This window comes from Streptomyces laurentii (assembly GCF_040635425.1).
GTDB classification, from domain to species: Bacteria; Actinomycetota; Actinomycetes; order Streptomycetales; family Streptomycetaceae; genus Streptomyces; species Streptomyces laurentii.
On the sequence record NZ_JBEYHT010000005.1, the window covers coordinates 75,414 to 93,113 of the forward strand.

At 73.9% G+C, this 17,700-nt stretch carries 17 protein-coding genes; 6 read left to right on the forward strand and 11 right to left on the reverse strand.

From position 1 onward, the window contains the following. Positions 1-554: 554 nt before the first annotated feature. Positions 555-2,657, reverse strand: coding sequence for a prolyl oligopeptidase family serine peptidase (locus ABZ693_RS04885; protein ID WP_359873412.1), 2,103 nt, complete (start codon positions 2,655-2,657; stop codon positions 555-557). Between the two features lie 634 nt (positions 2,658-3,291). On the opposite strand from ABZ693_RS04885, the gene ABZ693_RS04890 reads away from it, so the two are divergent. After that, entirely contained in the window at positions 3,292-4,662 is a 1,371-nt protein-coding gene (locus ABZ693_RS04890; protein WP_359873414.1) for an NAD(P)/FAD-dependent oxidoreductase, read from the forward strand. Here ABZ693_RS04890 and ABZ693_RS04895 read toward each other — a convergent pair. Then, entirely contained in the window at positions 4,604-5,932 is a 1,329-nt protein-coding gene (locus ABZ693_RS04895) for an MFS transporter (RefSeq protein ID WP_359873416.1), read from the reverse strand. The two genes, ABZ693_RS04890 and ABZ693_RS04895, sit on opposite strands and share 59 nt — an antisense overlap. Positions 5,933-5,988: 56 nt before the next feature. On the opposite strand from ABZ693_RS04895, the gene ABZ693_RS04900 reads away from it, so the two are divergent. Beyond that, the gene (locus ABZ693_RS04900; RefSeq protein WP_359873418.1) at positions 5,989-6,630 is read left to right on the forward strand and encodes a CGNR zinc finger domain-containing protein; all 642 of its coding nucleotides are present in this window, start codon (positions 5,989-5,991) and stop codon (positions 6,628-6,630) included. 9 nt (positions 6,631-6,639) lie between these two features. Continuing rightward, positions 6,640-7,095, forward strand: coding sequence for a 2-thiouracil desulfurase family protein (locus ABZ693_RS04905; RefSeq protein WP_359873420.1), 456 nt, complete (start codon positions 6,640-6,642; stop codon positions 7,093-7,095). A 22-nt stretch (positions 7,096-7,117) separates the two neighbouring features. Here the strand turns inward: ABZ693_RS04905 and ABZ693_RS04910 are convergent, their stop codons facing one another. Further along, complete coding sequence (locus tag ABZ693_RS04910; protein ID WP_359873422.1) at positions 7,118-7,912, reverse strand: L,D-transpeptidase family protein; 795 nt, start codon at positions 7,910-7,912, stop codon at positions 7,118-7,120. A 149-nt stretch (positions 7,913-8,061) separates the two neighbouring features. On the opposite strand from ABZ693_RS04910, the gene ABZ693_RS04915 reads away from it, so the two are divergent. After that, a complete protein-coding gene (locus tag ABZ693_RS04915) occupies positions 8,062-8,571 on the forward strand; it encodes a GNAT family N-acetyltransferase (RefSeq protein ID WP_359873424.1) in 510 nt (169 codons plus the stop codon). Positions 8,572-8,702: 131 nt separating this feature from the next. Next, on the forward strand, positions 8,703-10,454 hold the full coding sequence (locus ABZ693_RS04920; RefSeq protein ID WP_359873426.1) for an amino acid adenylation domain-containing protein: 1,752 nt from the start codon (positions 8,703-8,705) through the stop codon (positions 10,452-10,454). 81 nt (positions 10,455-10,535) lie between these two features. Here the strand turns inward: ABZ693_RS04920 and ABZ693_RS04925 are convergent, their stop codons facing one another. The 3 genes from ABZ693_RS04925 to ABZ693_RS04935 all read right to left on the reverse strand — a co-directional run bounded on the left by ABZ693_RS04925 (position 10,536) and on the right by ABZ693_RS04935 (position 13,764). Continuing rightward, the gene (locus ABZ693_RS04925) at positions 10,536-12,209 is read right to left on the reverse strand and encodes a GMC oxidoreductase (RefSeq protein ID WP_359873428.1); all 1,674 of its coding nucleotides are present in this window, start codon (positions 12,207-12,209) and stop codon (positions 10,536-10,538) included. Between the two features lie 396 nt (positions 12,210-12,605). Beyond that, complete coding sequence (locus ABZ693_RS04930) at positions 12,606-13,370, reverse strand: alpha/beta fold hydrolase (protein WP_359873595.1); 765 nt, start codon at positions 13,368-13,370, stop codon at positions 12,606-12,608. 172 nt (positions 13,371-13,542) lie between these two features. Then, positions 13,543-13,764, reverse strand: a complete 222-nt coding sequence (locus ABZ693_RS04935) for a hypothetical protein (protein WP_359873430.1) — start codon at positions 13,762-13,764, stop codon at positions 13,543-13,545. Positions 13,765-13,983: 219 nt separating this feature from the next. Here ABZ693_RS04935 and ABZ693_RS04940 point away from each other — a divergent pair, with 219 nt between their 5' ends. Continuing rightward, entirely contained in the window at positions 13,984-14,235 is a 252-nt protein-coding gene (locus ABZ693_RS04940) for a type B 50S ribosomal protein L31 (protein ID WP_359873432.1), read from the forward strand. A 128-nt stretch (positions 14,236-14,363) separates the two neighbouring features. On the opposite strand, the gene ABZ693_RS04945 is transcribed toward ABZ693_RS04940, so the two are convergent. The 5 genes from ABZ693_RS04945 to ABZ693_RS04965 all read right to left on the reverse strand — a co-directional run bounded on the left by ABZ693_RS04945 (position 14,364) and on the right by ABZ693_RS04965 (position 17,491). Further along, entirely contained in the window at positions 14,364-14,861 is a 498-nt protein-coding gene (locus tag ABZ693_RS04945; RefSeq protein WP_359873434.1) for a peptidylprolyl isomerase, read from the reverse strand. A 200-nt stretch (positions 14,862-15,061) separates the two neighbouring features. Beyond that, complete coding sequence (locus ABZ693_RS04950; protein WP_359873436.1) at positions 15,062-15,283, reverse strand: hypothetical protein; 222 nt, start codon at positions 15,281-15,283, stop codon at positions 15,062-15,064. 71 nt (positions 15,284-15,354) lie between these two features. Beyond that, positions 15,355-15,855, reverse strand: a complete 501-nt coding sequence (locus tag ABZ693_RS04955) for an NUDIX domain-containing protein (protein ID WP_359873438.1) — start codon at positions 15,853-15,855, stop codon at positions 15,355-15,357. A gap of 146 nt (positions 15,856-16,001) precedes the next feature. Then, on the reverse strand, positions 16,002-16,802 hold the full coding sequence (locus ABZ693_RS04960) for a YhjD/YihY/BrkB family envelope integrity protein (protein WP_359873597.1): 801 nt from the start codon (positions 16,800-16,802) through the stop codon (positions 16,002-16,004). A 305-nt stretch (positions 16,803-17,107) separates the two neighbouring features. Further along, positions 17,108-17,491 carry a luciferase domain-containing protein gene (locus ABZ693_RS04965; protein ID WP_359873440.1) on the reverse strand — a complete coding sequence of 128 codons (384 nt, stop codon included), beginning with the start codon at positions 17,489-17,491 and terminating at the stop codon, positions 17,108-17,110. Positions 17,492-17,700 lie beyond the last annotated feature (209 nt).

Below are 17,700 nucleotides of genomic sequence, written 5' to 3' on the forward strand. Positions count from 1 at the left end.
TCCGCCGGGCCGCCGAGGAGGTGCTGCGCGACCTGAGCCGTGTGATCCAGATGCCGCCGGCCAATCCCGGCCCAGTCGGCCCGGGCCCTGGCGGTCCGGGACCGGGTGTACCCGGTCCGGGCATGCCGGGTCCGGGTGTTCACGGACAGGGCGTTCACGGACAGGGCGTTCACGGACAGGGCGTTCCCGGTCAGGCCGGTCCGGGGCAGCTCGGGCCCGGTCGGCTCGGCCCCGGCCCCGGCGTGCCGGGCCCCGGTGTTTCCGGGCAGGGCGGCCCCGCGCAGGTCGGCCCCCATCCCGGCGGTCCGGCCGGGGCTCCGGTGCAGCCCCTGCAGCCGATGCCGCCCCGGCCGCCGATGCAGTGACCCGTCGCGGCATCCGTGATCTCACGGGGTGTCATGCGCGCGACCGGTCCGGGCGCCCGGTCCGCGAGGCGGGTGGTCCCCGCCGCGTTCCCTCAGCCGTACGCCCGCGTGGTGCGCCACGCGGGCGTACGGCTGTTCCGGGGCGGCGCGTCCGGGCCCTCGTACCCCCGGACGCACGACCCTGGCAGCTCAGTCCGTCGCGGGACCGGCGAGGGTGCGCCACAGGAAGGTGTGTTCCAAGGCGCTGTTGTACGCGGTCTGTTCGTTGTCGGCCGCCCCGGCGTGGCCGCCGGACAGCGTCTCGTGGAGCAGGACCCGGTGGCCGAGCTCCCGCAGCCGGGCGGCGGCCTTGCGGGCGTGACCGGGGTGCACCCGGTCGTCGCGGGTCGAGGTGGTGAGCAGGACGGGCGGGTAGGGCCGTCCTGCGGCGAGCCGGTGGTACGGGGAGAGCGCGGCCAGATGCGGCCGGTCGGCCGGGTCGTCGGGGTCGCCGTACTCCGCCGTCCAACTGGCCCCGGCCAGCAGCATGTGGAAGCGCAGCATGTCGAGCAGCGGCACATGGGCGACGATCGCGCCGAACAGTTCCGGGCTGCGCACCAGCATCGCGCCCATCAGCAGACCGCCGTTGCTGGCGCCGGTGATGCCGAGCCGGTCCGGCGTGGTGACGCCCCGCTCGACCAGGTCGCGGGCGACGGCCTCGAAGTCCTCGTAGGCACGCGGCCGCTCGGCCTTGAGGGCGCCGCGGTGCCAGCGCGGCCCGTACTCGCCGCCGCCGCGGATGCCGGCCACCACGTACGTACCGCCGCGGGCGAGCCACGCGCGGCCGCGCACGGTGTTGTACGACGGGGTCAGGGACACCTCGAAGCCGCCGTAGCCGGTGAGCAGGGCGGGGCCGGGAAGTTCGCCGGCGCGGCCGACGACGGTGTACGGGACGTGGGTGCCGTCGGCGGAGGCCGCGAAGTACTGGCGGGCGCTCAGGCCCGTCGCGTCGAAGCGCTCGGGGGCCTGCTTGACGCGCTCGCCGGGCCGGCCGATCTCGCCGCGGTGCAGCGTGGGCGGGAGGAGATGGCCGGTCAGGGACAGGAAGTACTCGTCGCCGGTGTCCGGGTCGGTGTCGGTGAGCGAGGCGGAGGCGAGCGGCGGGATGTCGGCCAGCTCGCGGCGCGCCCAGCCGCCGGACCGCGTACCGGAGCCGGGCCCGAGGCCAGAGCCGGTTCCTTGCCCGGTTACGGCTCCGGTTACGACTTCGGATCCGGATCCGGGAGTGAGGACGTGCAGACGGCTGGCGACGTCCTGGAGGGTTTCCACGACGAGGTGGTTGCGGGTCCAGGTGTGGCCGGCGAGGGCCGTCCGCTCGTCGGGGGTGAACAGGACCTCCGGCTCGCGGTCTCCGGCGAGGAACGCCTCGAAGGGGAAGGCGAGCAGCGACCCGGCAGGCTGTCCGAGCCAGGGGGCCTTGGGGGTGACCAGGAGCCATTCGCGGTACACAGTGCGGTCGGCGTCGTCGGGTACGTCGATACGGCGCAGCGTGCCGTCCCCCGTGACCAGATGGGTCTCGTGGTGGAAGAAGTCCCGCCACCGGCTCACGAAGTCGCGCGCGAAGCCTTCGGTGGGGTCGTGCCAGGCGGCCACGGAGAGGTCCGACACGGCGCCCTCGTGGACGAGTTCCGCGGCGTCGAGCGGGGTGCCGCGGCGCCAGCGGCGGACGGTGCGGGGGTAGCCGGAGGCGGTGAGCGAGCCGGGGCCGGTGTCCGTGCCGACGTAGACGTGGTCCTCGTCGATCCAGCCGATGCGGGTCTTCGCCTCGGGCAGCCGGAAGCCGTCCGCGACGAAATCCCGCCGCTCCAGGTCGTACTCGCGGACGACGACCGCGTCTCCCCCGCCGCGCGCGAGGCTCACCAGCGTCCGCCGGAAGCCCGGCCGCAGCACCTGGGCGCCGCCCCAGGTCCAGTCCTCGCCCTCGTCCGCGGCCAGCGTGTCGAGGTCGAGCAGCACGTCCCACTCGGGTGCGTCGGTGCGGTACTGCTCCAGGGTGGTGCGCCGCCACACGCCGCGCGGATGTCCGGCGTCCCGCCAGAAGTTGTAGAGGTACGCGCCCCGCCGGCGGGTGTACGGGATCCGGTCGGGCGCGTCCAGCACCTCGCGCAGTTCGGCGACCAGGGCGTCGAAGCCGTCCCCGTCGGCGAGTTCGGCCCGTGTCTCGGCGTTCCGCTCCCGCACCCACGCGAGCGCCCGCTCGCCCTCGACCTCTTCCAGCCACTGGTACGGATCGCTGTCGCCCGTGTCCTTCATGCCCGGCCCTCCACCCCTGCTCGTCCGCGTCACCGTGACGCGCGTGTGTCCTCGTATCCGGGCGGGATCGTCCAGCGCAGGGCGGTCCCGCCGTCCACGGCTCGGCCCAGCCCGACCGGATACACCTGCCCGGCGGCCCGCTCCCCCCGATGCCGCATCGAGTGGTCCCCAGAATCCCACCCGAAGCCGAGCACGGGACACCCTGCCACCTCGATCACCCCGGCCTTCAGCGGATGCCGTCGCCCGGCGCTCGTGAAGCGATGGTGGCCGGTGACGAGGCCGCCCTCGGGCGGCGCGCCGAATCCGGCCCAGGAGTCGAGAGCGACCGCGTCGCCGACCGCCGTACCTCAGCGGGCCACGGGCAGGTCTCCGAGCGGGACGGTGACCGCGACCGCCCCACCGAGCCCAGGACGACCCGTCCGGTCCCGCTCTTTTCCATGGATGTCCTCCTGCGCACCAGGGTCCGGCACCCCACTGACAACAGGGCCGGGCAGCACGCATGGCGCACCGATGAACCAGTTTCTTCCTTTTGCCGGATATCAGAGAGTTCCGGATGATGGGTGCGGAAGCCGGGCGGGGAGGGCCGCTGACGGCCCGCAGGGCAGGACAAGGCGTGGAAAGGCGGTCTTATCCCGTGTCTCGACCGAGAATCCTCGTGGTGGGCGCCGGTTTCGCCGGGGTCGCGTGCGTACGGCGCCTCGAACGGCGGCTGACCGGACGGGAAGCGGTCATCTCGCTCCTGTCCCCCTTCTCGTATCAGCTCTATCTCCCCCTCCTGCCGCAGGTCGCCTCCGGGGTGCTCACCCCACAGTCGGTGGCGCTGTCCCTGCGGCGCAGCCAGAAGCACCGGACCCGGATCCTCCCGGGCGGCGCGATCGGCATCGACACCGACGCCAAGGTCTGCGTGGTGCGCACCATCACCGGTGACATCCGCACCGAGCCGTACGACCATCTGGTCCTGACGCCCGGCAGCGTCACCCGCACCTTCGACATCCCGGGGCTCGCCGAGCACGCCCGGGGCCTGAAGACGCTCGCCGAGGCCGCGTACATCCGCGACCACGTGATCGCGCAGCTCGACCTCGCCGACGCGAGCGAGGACGAGGCGGAGCGGGCGGCGCGACTCCAGTTCGTGGTGGTGGGCGGCGGGTACGCGGGTACGGAGACGGCCGCGTGCCTGCAGATGCTCACCCACAACGCGGTCAAGCGGTACCACCGGCTCGACCCGGAGCTGATCAAGTGGCATCTGGTGGACATCGCCCCCGCCCTGATGCCCGAACTCGGACCCAAGCTGGGCGAGGCCGCGCTCGCGATCCTCAAGCGGCGCGGGATCGAGGTCTCGCTCGGGGTGTCCGTGTCCTCCGTCGACGACGACAACGTGACGCTCACCGACGGCCGGGTGCTGCCCTGCCGGACGCTGATCTGGACCGCCGGAGTCGCGGCGAGCCCGCTGATCGGCACCCTCGGCGCGGAGACGGTACGCGGACGGCTGATGGTCGAGCCGGACCTGACGGTGCCCGGGCTTCCGGGGGTGTACGCGATGGGGGACGCGGCGGCCGTTCCCGACCTGGCCAAGGACGAGGCGGGCGCGATCTGTCCGCCGACCGCCCAGCACGCGATGCGGCAGGGCAAGGTGGCCGCGGACAACCTGGTGGCGGCGCTGCGCGGCGAGCAGACCTATCCGTACGCGCACAAGGATCTGGGGCTGGTGGTGGACCTCGGCGGGATCGACGCCGTGTCCAAGCCGCTGGGTGTCGAACTCCACGGTCTGCCGGCGCAGGTGGTGGCCCGCGGCTACCACTGGTCCGCGCTGCGCACGAACGTGGCGAAGGCCCGGGTGATGACGAACTGGCTGATCAACGCGGTGGCCGGGGACGACTTCGTCCGCACCGGGTTCCTGGCCTCGAAGTCGGGCACGCTGAAGGACTTCGAGTACACGGACGCGTATCTCACCCCCGAGCAGGTCCGCGCCCACACCGCCTCGCTGCGCGCCGTCGCCTCCTCCTGACCACACCCGCGTACGCCCCCGGCGCGTACGTCGCCGCCAGGTGCGCGGCCGTCGCGAGCACCTGCGCCGCCGCGGCCGCGAGCAGGGCTCCCGGCAGGGAGCGGACGGCGAGCGGCCCGCCAACGGCGGCGCCCAGCGCGAACGCGGAGATCTTGACGCCCGCGCCGGTGGTGAACACCTGGGCGCGCAGCCGTTCGGGCGCCTCCCGGTGGCGCACCGCGAACAGGGCGGTGAGCTGCGGACCTTCGGCGATCCCGGCGAGCAGCGCCGCGGTCCCGAGGAGCCCGGCCGCCACGCCCCCGGCCACGCCCACAGCCGCCGCGATGCCCGCCGTCACGAAGGCCACGGCGATCAGGAGCGGCCCCACGCCCAGCACGGTGTCGGGCACGAGCGGACGGCGGCGCCGGGCGAGCGTGGCGTTCGCGCCAAGGGCGGCGAGCGCGGAGCCGCCGAGCAGCAGCGCGCCATCGGCGGGCGCGCCCAGGAGCCGCGCCCCGAGGAGGGGAACGCAGGCGACGAACACGCCCTGGCCGAGGCTGGAGAGGGTGCTGTTCAGGGTCGCGCGGGCCAGCGGTACGGAGCGCAGCACGCAGCCGCAGCCGCGCGCCAGGTCCCGGCCCACGCCGCGCGCCGTCACCCGGGTAGCCCCGTCCGTGCCACCGGATGTCGTACGGTCGGCTCCCTCGGCGACGGCGCGGTGCGACAGCCCCCGGGTCGCGGGCACGGCCAGCAGGATCAGCGCCGCCGCGGCCACCACGGCGACGGGGGCGCCGAGCAGCCGGGCGAGCAGTCCGGCGAGCGCCGGGCCGAGCAGGCTCGCGGCGCTGTAGGTCGCCGCGTCGAGCGCGTGCGCCCGGGGCAGCCGTTCGGCCGGGACCACCATGCCCAGGTGCGCGGTCCAGCCGCCGGCGAGGGCGGGCGCGAGGAGGCCGGTGGCGAGGGCGACGAGCAGGGTGAGCGGGAACGGGGCGCCGGCCAGTCCCGCGAGGACGGCCGTCAGGCCCGTCGCGTACAGGGTGAGCGCGCCGGCGAGAAGCCGTCCGGGGCGGGCCGCGCGGTCGAGGAACACCCCGAACAGCGGCCCGCCGAGCGCGGAAGCCGCGGTCACGGCGGCGAGCAGGGCGGAGGCCGTGGCCACCGAGCCGGTCCAGGCGTGGCCGAGGAGCAGCAGCGCCGGGCCGGACATCTCGTCACCCGTACGGGCGGCGGTCGCGCCCGCGAGGAGGCGCCGCGACGAGGGCCGCCGAGAGACGGAAAGGGCAGGGGGCACGGATCGGACGCTACGCGGGTAACTCAGAACTCCACAACATGCGTTACATTCGCCCGATGCCTCCGCTCCCCCTGCCGCCTCCGGCCCCGCTCCCGGCCGAGGACGCCGCCCGGCACTCCGCCCTCGCCAACTCCCGGCGCGCCGCCGACCTGGTGAACGTACTGAGCCGCGAACCGGCTGACGGCACCCTCGACCGGGTCGCCGGGGTGCTGCGCGCGTACGGCGAGACCGAGCCGCTCGGCCTGACCGGCGCGGATCTGCCGGAGCTGCGGGAGGCGGCCGCGGCGCTGCGGCCGGTCTTCGCCGCGGACGGTGTCGACGCGGCGGCCGAGCGGCTCAACGCGCTCCTCGCCGAGCGGACCGGGCCGCTCCGGCTCACCTCGCACGGCGGCGCGAGCCCGTGGCACCCGCATGTCGACGCGGACGACGACGCGCCGTGGGCACGGTGGTTCCTCGCCTCCTCGTGCCTCACGCTCGCGGTGCTGCTCTGGGAACGGGGCCGCGCCCCGGGCGGGGTGTGCGCCTCCGCCGCCTGCGAGGACGTCTTCGTACCGCTGGGCAGCGGCCGGGAGCGGCGCCGCTACTGCTCGCGCCGCTGCGCGACGCGCGAGCGGGTCGCGGCCCACCGCCGGGCGAAGGACGCCCTCCGAGGAGAACCGGACAGCACCGCGCCCGGCACGCCGAACGGCCCCCGGTAGTCTGGCCGCATGGAATCCGTACCCGTTCTGGTCAGTGCCTGTCTGCGCGGGATCCCGTGCCGTTGGGACGGCGGCGCCAAGCCCTCCGCCGCGCTGGACACGCTGCTCGCCGGGCGCACGCCGGTGCCGTTCTGCCCGGAACAGGCGGGCGGTCTGGCCACCCCGCGCCGGCCCGCCGAGCTGGTCGGCGGCGACGGGCACGCGGTCCTCGACGGCACGGCGCGGGTGGTGGACGACACCGGCACGGATGTGACGGAGCCGTTCGTCGACGGCGCCCGGCGGGCGCTCGCCGCGGCCCGGGAGGCCGGCTGCGCCGAGGCGGTGCTGATGCCGCGCAGCCCCTCGTGCGGGCGGGGGCAGGTGTACGACGGGTCGTTCGGCGGCGGTCTGGTGCCGGGGGACGGGGTCACGGCGGCCCTGTTCGCGCGGCACGGGATCACGGTCACGCCCGCGCCCGGCGTGTAAGCCCCTCCCGTTTCGCGGACGCTCACTCCACGAGCACCTCGGCGGGGCCCATGACGATCACCGGACCGCGGGTCGGATCGAGGGCGCGCAGCAGCTCCGACATGTTCTCGAACGGCAGGGAGACGCAGGCCTGGGTGGGGCCGCCGTGGTCGACGTGGATCCACACCCCGCCGCCCTTGTCGTCGCCGAGCGGGCGCTCCTTGTCGAGCGGGGCCGTGCCGGGGACCCGGTTGTAGTCGATGGCGACGACGTAGTCGAAGGAGCCTTCGAGGGGTTCGCCGAGGAAGCCGGTGCCCGAGACCGCGTACAGCGGGTTCTCGTCGTACGGGATCCGTGCGCCGGGATCGGGGAGCCGTCCGCCGGCGTCGCCGATGCGGTAGACGCCGGTCGGGGAGCGCAGATCGCCCGCCGTGTGCTCGTCGGTCCAGCCGCGCAGGGCGTTGTGGCCGGTCCAGGGTCCGGCGGTGGGCCGCCAGCGGCCGGTCACCCGGTCGCGTTCGTAGAGGACGGCCGTGATCACGTTGCCGTCGGGGTTGTCGCCGCTGACCACGAGGGCCTGGGTGGTGCCGTCGGGGACGCGGGCCTGGGTGAGCGGGCCGATGCCCGGCAGGCGCGCCGGAGCGGGCGACGGCGGGGCGGGGATGCGGGCGGGTGCGGGGCGGCCGTCCTGTTCCCGGGCGTGTGGCGGGCCCGACGGTCTCGGCGGGCCCGGGGCCGGCGCGGCGGCGGGCGGCACCTGCACGGCGCAGCCGGTCAGCGCCAGGGCGGCGACGAGGACGCACGTGAGCACCGTCTCGGTGCTCTTGCGGACGGGCATGGGCCGGCCACCTCCGGGGCTGAGGGCAATGCGGACATGGGTACCCGGTCCGCGTCGCCGAGTGTCACCCCACACAGACCCACTCCCTCGTTCGGGCGACATGGGCAAAGCAGTTGACGGGGAGACGGGTGCGCCGCTTGTCTGCCCTCATGACCGACCTGCGCATCGTCCGTGTCGCCGCTTCCTCCGACGGCCGGACCTCCGATCTCACCGACGCCCCCGCCCCCCTCGCGGACTGGCGCCTGATCCACAACTCCATCATCCCCACCGCGCCGCTCTCCGAGGAGCAGGTGCGCGAGCGCGCGGGCCGCAATCTGCTGGACGTCGCCTACGCGGACGGGGTGCCGGTCGGCTGCTCCACCGTCCGCCCGCCCGACGAGGAGACGCCCGCGGCCACCGTCATCTCCCGGATCCTGCCGGAGTACCGGGGCCGGGGCTTCGGAACGGCGCTGTACGAGCGGGGCCTGGCGCACGCCCGGACGCTGAGCGACGCGGGTGTGGAGACCGCGGTGCTCGCGACCAATACGGAGGGACTGCGGTTCGCGCGGGCGCGCGGCTTCGTCGAGATCGAGCGCTATGTACTGCCCGGCGACACCGTGCCGTTCGTGGCGCTGCGCCTCGCCGAGCCGGAGACCGGCGCCACGGCCGTATCCGGCTGACCGCACGCCCGGGTGACCGCACGCCCGGATGACCGGCCGTCTGCCGGTCTGCCGCACAAACCACTGGACGACCGGCGCGCGATCGGACACCATCGGCGCATGATCAACGGAATCGAGTTCTCCCCCGCCCGGTGAGCGCGCCGCAGGAGCGCACGGCGCTCACCTCTCGGCCCTCCCTGTACACCTACGCCCTGCGCCTCGCGCAGGACCGTCCCGACCGCCCGTTCGGCGGCGGTCACCCCCTGCCCGACGAGCCGCCCGAACCCGAGCGAGACGGGCCGCGGGGCAAACGTGCCTTCGCCGCCGTCGAGGCGGCGCTCGGTCCGCTCCTCGCCGGACCCGACTCCCCGGCCGCGATGGCGGAGCTTCAGCGCCTCCTGACCGAACTCCCCGTCCATGACGGCCCTTTGGTCGGCGCCGTGCTCGCCATGACGCTCGACGACGAGGCCGCCGCCCGCGCGATCGGCCGCCACCTGACGCGTACGGGCACCACCCGCCGCCCGGTGAGCGTGGGCCTCGCGCTGCTGCGGCGGCTCGGCGAGGCCGAGGACGTGCCGTACCTCAAGGCCCTCTGCGGGCTGCGCGGCCTGTTCAGCCTGGCGGTGGCGGCCTTGGAACCCCTGGACCCGCAGACCGCGGCGCTGCGGCAGCTGGATGCCCGGATCAGCTCGCCCGAGACGCGTCCGCTGGTGGACGCGCTGCTCTCCGGCGACCGGCGGGAGATCCGGTCGCGGCTGATCCGGCAACCGCTGGGCGCCCGTACGATCGCCCCCGAGCCGGCCCGATGGATCGCCGAGGCCGTCGGACTGGCCGGGTTGCCGGGCCAGGGCCCAGCCGATCCGCGGCTCCTCGCGCAGGTGGGACGGCTGCTGGCGCGGATGGCGAGCTCGCGGGGCACCCAGCCCGAACTCCTGGCCTACCGCGAGGCCACGGCGGCCTTCGACGCGCTGGTCCGACGGGCCGGCGCGCTGCCGCCCACCACCGAGCACGCCGTCGTCCTCCTCGCGCTCGCGCTCGACCTGCACAGCGGGCAGGCGCACGTGCTGCCCTGGCGCGACGGACAGCGCGAACAGCTGCTGGACGAGCTCGGCGCCCTGGTCCTCTCCCCCGAGTGGGCCGGCGTGGTCCTCGCCGAACCGGCCGCCGACGCCCCGCCCGCCCTACGGCGCCGGGCGATCTGGCTGCGGCACACGACGGAGCGGGTGTTCCGGGCGACCGACCCGCCCGGGCGGCTGCGGATCGAGGTGGCCCACCCCGATCCTGACGACCCGGGATCGGTCGAGACCCGGTTCCTGCTCGACGGCCGGCCGCTGCTGCCCGAGTCCTTCGGGCACGGCCCCGGCGGCCACCCCGATCATCTGCTGGACCGCGGCGCCCTCACGGCCACGGCCGAGCCGCGCGAGGTGAAACTCGCGGAGGCCTGGTGCACCGAGGGATGCTGCGGGGCACTGTGGGTGTCGGTGGTCCGCGAGGGTGACACGGTGGTGTGGCGCGACTGGCGGCGCCCGGGGATCCCGCCTTCCCGCACCCGTGCGCCCGAACCGCCCGCATACCGGTTCGAGGCCGCCGCCTACACCGCGGAGCTGGCCCGCGCGACCGGTGACCGCGGCGGGGAGTGGCCGGGCTGGACCATGGCGCGGCTGCTCGGCGCGGCCCTGCGGGACCGGCCCGAGTTGTCGGCCCGCTGGGGTCTGGCCTTCTCCTCCGCGTACACCGACTACCGGAACCCGGACACCACGGTCGTCACGTTCGTCCAGCGGTCGGCGGACGGCACCGGGCGATGGTTCACCTGGAAACTGGCGGACGACGGCAGACCCCCGACCGCTCGGGTCGCCGACGCGCTGTACCGGCTCGCGGAGGAGGACCCGAGAGGGGACGCGTGACGCCGGCACCGACGGTCACGGCAAGGGGTGGGCCGGTCCGCCGGCCCCTCCCCGCCGCGTTCCGCCCGGTGGGACGGGCCGTCACAGATCCGTGGCGATGATCTTCTCGATGTTGCGTTCGGCGAGGGCGGTGATGGTGACGAACGGGTTGACGCCGGTACTGCCGGGGATCAGCGCGCCGTCGATCACGTACAGACCGGTGTAGCCGTGCAGGCGGCCGTAGTTGTCGGTGGCCCGGTCGAGGACGGCTCCGCCGAGCGGGTGGTAGGTGAGGTGGTCGCCCCAGATCTTGTACGCGCCGAACAGATCGCTGCGGTAGACCGTGCCCTCCTTGGCGTTGATCTTGTCGAAGATGGTCTTCGCGGCGTCGATGGAGGTCTGCTTCCAGGCCCGGTCCCAGGTGAGGTCGACGCGTCCGGCCGCCGGGTTCCAGCGGAACTCGGCGCGGCGCGGGGTGCGGGTGATGGCGAGGTAGAAAGAGGCGAAGGTCTCGATGCCGGTGGGCAGCGGCGCGACTTCGGCGAAGGCCCCGCCGGCGTCCCAGTTGTCGATGCCGGCGGTGGGCATGGAGGACTGGAGCGCGCCGGTGGGGTCCCACAGGTGGTTGGCCCGGCCGCACATGACGTTGCCGTTGTCGCCCCAGCCCTTGCCGACCTGGTCGTTGAGGGCGGGCAGGGCACCGGTGTCCCGGAGCCGGGTGAGGAGTTTGCCCGTACCGACGCTGCCGCCGGCGAAGAACACCCGGCCGGCCGTGACGGTCTTCGTCTCGACGGTCGCGCCGGTGGTGTCGAGCCGGTTCAGGGTGACGGTGTAGCCGCCCCCGGCCGCGGGCGTCACGGTGGTGACCTCGTGGAGCGGGGAGACGGTGACCCGGCCGGTCGCGGCGGCCTGCGCCAGATAGGTCTTCGGCAGGGACTTCTTGCCGTGGTTGTTGCCGTAGATGACCTCGCCGTCCAGGGCGGACCGGGGCACCGCGCCAGCGGCCTCCTGTTTCATGTAGTCCCAGTCGTAGACGCCGGGCACGAAGACGAAGGGGAAGCCGGAGCGTTCGGCGTGCTTACGGCCCACGCGCGCGTACTGGTAGCAGTCGGCCCCCTCCCACCAGGCGCGGTCCACCGAGCCGACGCCGAGAGCCTGGTTGGCGCGCGGGTAGTAGACGTCGTACATCGCGCCGGGGTCGACGGTCGGCAGGAGGGCCGGGAAGATCTCCCGGCGCGGGGTGACGGCCATGCCGCCATTGACGAGCGAGCCGCCGCCGACGCCCCGGCCCTGGTAGACGGTGATGCCGGCGAAGTCCTCCGCGTCGAGGGCGCCGGTGTAGCGGGGGATGTCCTTGTCGATGGGGTAGCCGAGGAACTGGCACAGCGGCTGCTTGGTGCGGGTGCGCAGCCAGAAGGAGCGCTGGTCGGGCCGGGTGGTGTTGGCGAAGATCTTCCCGTCGGAGCCCGGGGTGTCCCAGGCCATGCCCATCTCGGCCATGTGGACGTCGACCCCGGCCTGGGCCAGCCGGAGAGCGGCGACAGCGCCGCCGTAGCCGGTGCCGACGACGAGGACGGGGATCCGGGCGCCGGACTCGATCGGGGGGAGGAGGGAGTCGGTACGCGCCGCGGTGGCCTCGCCCGTTCCGGCGGCGTACGCGGTGGGCGCGGTAGGGCCGAGAAGCGCGAGACCGCCGAGGACGGAGCCCGTTCCCGTCACGAACCGGCGGCGGGTCAGACCTCGGGAGGCCTCGGCTGAAAAAGATCTCTCACTCATGGGGTGTTCCTCACCGTGGAGTGAATGGGAACACGTTGTAGCTGTGGGACCTACCGAAGTCACGAGAAACCGACTGGTAACTTGCGGCCGGAATTCGCCCCTCCCTTCCCAACCGGCCATGAGATTCTCAGGGCATGCCGGACATGACACATGGCTGGGAGACAGCCCCGGCCGAGGCGGAGTCGCCTTCGTGGGCGCGGCGGGCCCGGGCCGGGTGCGCGCTCGCGCCCTTCGCCGGTGTTCCCGAGGTCGCCGACACGCACGTGCGGCTTCCGCTGGACACCGGGGACACGGCCGTCACTCGGCGGACGGCAAAGGCTCTGACCCGGACATGAGACCGCCCCCGCCTTCGGTACTCCAGCGGGGGCGGCGAGGGCGGGGCGAAGCCCGGGCCGGTCAGTCGGCCAGGAAGGTCTCCAGGGCCTCGGCGAGCGCCTTCGGGCTCTCCTCCGGGGCGTAGTGGCCCGCGTCCGGGAGCACGGTGAGCCGGGCGTTGGGGTACCAGCGCAGCCAGGTGGCCTCCATCGTCTCGCGGCCGAGCGCCGGGTCGTGCGCGCCGACCACCAGCAGGACGCGGGCCGGGTGGTCGCGGACCCGCTCGTGGAAGTCGTCGCGGGCCCAGGAGTCGAGATAGGCGCGGAACGCGGTCGCGGAAGAACGCTGTACCGAGCGGTCGACGAGCGCGGACAGCCACGCGTCGTCGTACCGCGCCCCGGTCGTCCGGTCGATGATGATCCGGCGGTGCCCGGGTTCGTCGGCGGCCCCGGCGAACAGGGCCCAGCTCTCCTCGTCCAGCGGGAAACCGGAGGCCGGCACCGGCGAGATCCCCACCAGCGACCGCACCCGCTCCGGCGCGTCGAGCAGCATGAGCTGGGCGGCCTTGCCGCCCATCGAGTGGCCGACGACGGAGAAGGTGTCCCAGCCGAGGTCGTCGGCGACGGCGAGCGCGTCCGCCGCGACCTCCTCCATGGTGTACTCGCCGTCGGCGTCGATCGCCTCGCCGTAGCCCCGGCAGTCCAGGAAGGCCCAGCTGCCGGCGGCCTGGTCGAGATGGTCCCGCAGCGGGGCGAAGCTCGTGCGGTCGCCGAACCAGTTGTGCAGGACCAGGGCGCGGCGCGGACCGCCGCCCACCACGTCGTACGGAAGAACCCGGCCGGTCATCTTGCCCCCTGGTCGCGACACACATGTCATCGGATACGTGACGGTCCGCCGGCGCGGTCCCGGCACCGGGGTCGTGGCGCCGGGTGCCCGCCGCGACGGCGGCCGACGCCCGAGTCTCGCGATCATCGCCGTCCGGGTCAATGCCCCGCCCGGGTGGTTCGCCGACAGGCGGTCAGGGCCTGCGGTGATGGTGGTCGGTCATCGTCGGCAGGCTGGAGTGCACGGCCATCGTCGAGAAGTTCGAGCGGTCCATGTGGGCCTGTTCCCGGGCGGTCTGTTCCGTGCGAAGGCCGTCGACGTTCTCGGTGGAGCTGGTGGTCCGGCGCAGCAGGACGACGATGAGCAGGACGGCACAGGCCGTCAGGATGCCGAGCAGGATCAGTAACGCGGTCATGGACTTCCCCCTTTACGGGAACGGCCGGTGATCGGCTGCCGCTCCCCCTGTCGGACCCTATCCCCGCGGTGGTCCCCGGGGAATCACGGCGAGCACCCCCGCGTCCGGGTCATCCGTCACCCGGTCCGTCACCCGGTCGGGGCGCGCGGCGTGGTCACGGCGGCGGTGCGCGGGGAGGCTGGCAGGACCGGGGGACGTACGGCCGTCCGAGGAGGACATGTGCAGCAGGACAAACAGCCGGAGTACCAGCCGGTGGTGTTCCGGGACCGGACCGCCGGGTTCGCGTTTCTCACCCGGTCGACGGCGACGAGCGACCGGACCATCGAGTGGGACGACGGCAACACGTATCCGGTGATCGACGTCGAGATCTCGTCCGAGAGCCACCCGTTCTACACGGGGAAGGCGCGGACCGTGGACAGCGAGGGCCGGATCGCGCGGTTCGAGCGCCGGTACGGCGAGGGGAGCGGCTGAGCGCGGCCGGGTGCGTTCCGGCCGGGTGTCCGGGCGCGCGGCGCCCGGACGTGCGACCGCCCCCGGTGCCACGGTGTGGCGCACGGGGGCGGGTGGTCGACGCGCGGCGCTGAGGCCGGGCAGTCGGGTCAGGCCTTGACGACGCCGGACTCGGAGACGCGGATCTCGACCGACGTGGCGCCGTTGCGGGAGCCGAGGGCCTCGATCTGCTTGACGAGCTCCTGGCCCTTGACGACCTCACCGAAGACGACGTGCTTGCCGTCGAGCCAGTCGGTCACGATGGTCGTGATGAAGAACTGGGAGCCGTTGGTGTTGCGGCCCGCGTTCGCCATCGAGAGCAGGAACGGGCGGTCGTGCTTGAGGGTGAAGTTCTCGTCGGCGAACTTCTCGCCGTAGATGCTCTTGCCGCCGGTGCCGTTCTCGTTGGTGAAGTCACCACCCTGGAGCATGAAGGCGGGGATGACGCGGTGGAACGGGGAGCCGGCGTAGCCGAAGCCGTGCTCGCCGGTGGCCAGCTCACGGAAGTTGCGGGCGGTCTTCGGGACGACGTCGTCGAAGAGCTTGAACTCGATCCGGCCGGCCGGCTTCTTGTCGATGGTGATCTCGAAATACACGTTGTCGCTCATGGGGACATCCTGTCATCTCCCTGGTCATGCGCGCGCACGGGCCGTCTCCATCCGCGTGACCACACGGCAGCGTGCCCCGTACCGCCTCGGGGAGGAGGGAAGCGGTACGGGGCACGGACTCGGCCGGCCGGACCCGGGCGACGGGCCGCGGACCAGGGCTCCCCGGCCGTCGGACCGGTCTGGGGCCGGGCCGGCCGAGGTCAGACGAGACCGCCGGTCTGAGGGGTCTGGAGGGCCTGTCCTGCGCCGTCGACGGTCTGGTCCACGAGGGTGCCGAGGCCCTGGTCCTCCTGGAGGAGTCCGGTGACGCCGCCGGCGGCACCGCTCTGCTCGGCGGCGGAGGCGTGCGGCGTCGGCGAGACGAGGGCGGTGACGACCCCGGCGGCGAGGGACGCGATGGCGAGCATGCTGCGCTTCTTCATGGTCGGGTCAACTGCCGGAGGGCCGTCGAGGTTACGCGCCCGGGCGCGCCGATCGCCGGCGGCCGGCGCGCTCAGTGCCCGTCGTCCGATTCGAGGTAGAGCGTCGCGCCGGTCCGCCGGGCCTGGTCGACCTCGACGAGCCGGCGGAAGGAGGCCGGGTTCATCTCCCGCTCCCATTCGGCGAGGGCGTGCAGCCGGTATTCGGTGTGTTCCTCGGGGTCGAGGACCACGGCGGCGATCTGGGCGTCGGTCAGTTCCCCGCCGTCGAAGATGAAGCCGATGTGGTTGGCCGGCCACTGCTCGGCGCGGTGCGAGGTGAAGTGGGTGGCGAGGAGACGCGGGCGGCCCTCGAAGACGAGTCCGGTCTCCTCCCGGCATTCCCGCACGGCCGTCTCCCACGGGGTCTCCCCCGGGTCCATGTTCCCACCGGGCCACTGCCACAGTTCCGGCTGCCAGGTGGCGCGCAGCTGGAGGGGCCGGCCGTGGGTGTCGGTGAAGTAGAGACAGGCGTACGCGGTCGCTCGGGGGAGCGTCTCGATGAACTCGGCGGGGGGCAGCCAGGTGGTCGCCATGGGCGGCTCGCTCTCGACGGGGCGGATGGTTCACTCCTCATCCAAGCGGGCGGCGCGGTCCCGTCGGGCCCGCTACGGGTCGATCACCGGATCGTGTGATCACCCGGTGGTGTGGAGTGGACGCCCAAGGGAAAGGGGCGGCGGGCTCAGGGCCGCGCGGGGGCGTCCGGCGGGGGCGAGGACGAGGGGGGATGCGGGGGCGGGGGCGGGGACGGGGGGGTGTGGTCGATGCGGCGCTGGAGGCGGACCTCGTGGACGAGACGGCCGGCGAGGGCCGCCCCGTACACGACGAAGCCGACGCCGACGAGCCACGACTGGAGGACGAGGACGGTGCCGAACTGACCGTAGGTCACGGCGTTGGAGGCGATGAGCGGGGAGAACACGAACTGGGAGAAGATCCGCAGGCCGAGCAGGCCGACGGCGGTGAGGACGGCGCCGGGGAGCAGGGCGCGCCAGCGGATGCGCCCGCACAGCAGGAAGCGCTGCGACCACCAGAAGAAGAGGAAGGCCCCGGTGACGTCGCCGAGCGCGGTGAGGGCGGTGATCCAGGCGGGGGCGTTCTGGGGGGAGGAGTTGGCCACGAAGAGGAGCAGCGCGCCGATGAGGACGGCGACCCAGACGACGTGGCGCCACATGGTGTGCCAGCGGGAGGTGGGCAGGTCCCAGACGCGTTCGTAGCCGGTCTGGACGGCCGAGCCGAAGGTCACGCCGAAGGCGGCGAGGGCGGCGAGACCGAAGGCGGTGGTGCGCTGGAGGGCCTGCCCGGGCTGGCCGAAGAGCCGCTCGATCTCCTCCTGGGAGACCTCGGAGACGCCGAGCCCCTGGACGAGCCAGCGGGCGAAGCCCTGGCCGCTGGCGAGGTCGGCGGCCGCGATGACGATCAGGAGGGGGACGAGGGTGAGCAGGCAGAGCGCGGCGAACCCCATGGCGCGGTGCATGAGTTCCATCTCGCGCCCGCGGCTCCAGGCGAGGCCGAGGGGCGAGGTGATGACCCGTTCGTGGACCTCGTGGAAGCGCGGGGGGTGCTCGGGCGGGACATGACCGCCCGGAGTCCCGTCCGCCGGGACTCCCGCACCGGCGGCGCCCTCGTCCGGTGGTCCGTGTCCGGCGGCTCCGTCGTCGTCCGGGGCTCCGTCGTGCGGCGCGCGGGAAGTGGGGGGCATGTCTCGTCGAGTACCCCGCTCACGGGTCGCACCCGTCCGGTATGCCGCCGAACGGGTGGGCTGGACGGGGTGCCGTGACCGGACACGGCCTATGTCACGGCGTAGACCCAGGGGTGGCCGGTGCGGGTGCAGTGGTCGGGGCGTCGGTCGTCTCCGGGGTACGGGGCTCCGGTGGCCTGGAGGGCGGCGCTCACGAGCGTGGCGAGCAGGTCGATGTCCGAGCCCGCGTCCAGACGGACCGTCACCCAGCCGGATCCGGGGCGCAACCGGACCGCGCTGGAGCCGAGGAGGGCCGGCCGGAGCCGGGCGATCATGGCGCGGGTCAGATGGACGTCGGCCTCGTGCTCGCCGTGGAAGTGCACGATCTCCTGGGTCGTGGTGCGCAGTCCGAGCTCGGCGCCGCAGGGCGCGCGGCCGGCGATCAGCGAGGGCCAGCTCATCAGGCGTTCACTGGCGTGCCTGGCTGTGTTCATACCGAGGAGCGTGCCGCGCCGCGGGGGCCCGCACAAGCGTCTGGCCGAAAGAATCCCACCCGGACTCGATTCCGCTGGTTTGGCGGGCCTCCGCGGGTAAAGACGGCGGGGCCGTGGGGTGTCCGGGGCACGCGGGGACGCGCCGGGCGCGGGGCGGAGCCGTCCGGTCCCCGACGCGGAGGGAAGGGCGGCCGAAAGGCGGTCAAGCG

Coding starts and splice junctions, on each gene's coding strand:
- ABZ693_RS04915 (WP_359873424.1), top strand. CDS start 8,062: ATGACCGACCTGCGCATCGTCCGTGTCGCCGCTTCCTCCGACGGCCGG.
- ABZ693_RS04885 (WP_359873412.1), bottom strand. CDS start 2,657: ATGAAGGACACGGGCGACAGCGATCCGTACCAGTGGCTGGAAGAGGTC.
- ABZ693_RS04905 (WP_359873420.1), top strand. CDS start 6,640: ATGGAATCCGTACCCGTTCTGGTCAGTGCCTGTCTGCGCGGGATCCCG.
- ABZ693_RS04910 (WP_359873422.1), bottom strand. CDS start 7,912: ATGCCCGTCCGCAAGAGCACCGAGACGGTGCTCACGTGCGTCCTCGTC.
- ABZ693_RS04925 (WP_359873428.1), bottom strand. CDS start 12,209: ATGAGTGAGAGATCTTTTTCAGCCGAGGCCTCCCGAGGTCTGACCCGC.
- ABZ693_RS04945 (WP_359873434.1), bottom strand. CDS start 14,861: ATGAGCGACAACGTGTATTTCGAGATCACCATCGACAAGAAGCCGGCC.
- ABZ693_RS04965 (WP_359873440.1), bottom strand. CDS start 17,491: ATGAACACAGCCAGGCACGCCAGTGAACGCCTGATGAGCTGGCCCTCG.
- ABZ693_RS04960 (WP_359873597.1), bottom strand. CDS start 16,802: ATGGAACTCATGCACCGCGCCATGGGGTTCGCCGCGCTCTGCCTGCTC.
- ABZ693_RS04930 (WP_359873595.1), bottom strand. CDS start 13,370: ATGACCGGCCGGGTTCTTCCGTACGACGTGGTGGGCGGCGGTCCGCGC.
- ABZ693_RS04950 (WP_359873436.1), bottom strand. CDS start 15,283: ATGAAGAAGCGCAGCATGCTCGCCATCGCGTCCCTCGCCGCCGGGGTC.
- ABZ693_RS04955 (WP_359873438.1), bottom strand. CDS start 15,855: ATGGCGACCACCTGGCTGCCCCCCGCCGAGTTCATCGAGACGCTCCCC.
- ABZ693_RS04900 (WP_359873418.1), top strand. CDS start 5,989: ATGCCTCCGCTCCCCCTGCCGCCTCCGGCCCCGCTCCCGGCCGAGGAC.
- ABZ693_RS04935 (WP_359873430.1), bottom strand. CDS start 13,764: ATGACCGCGTTACTGATCCTGCTCGGCATCCTGACGGCCTGTGCCGTC.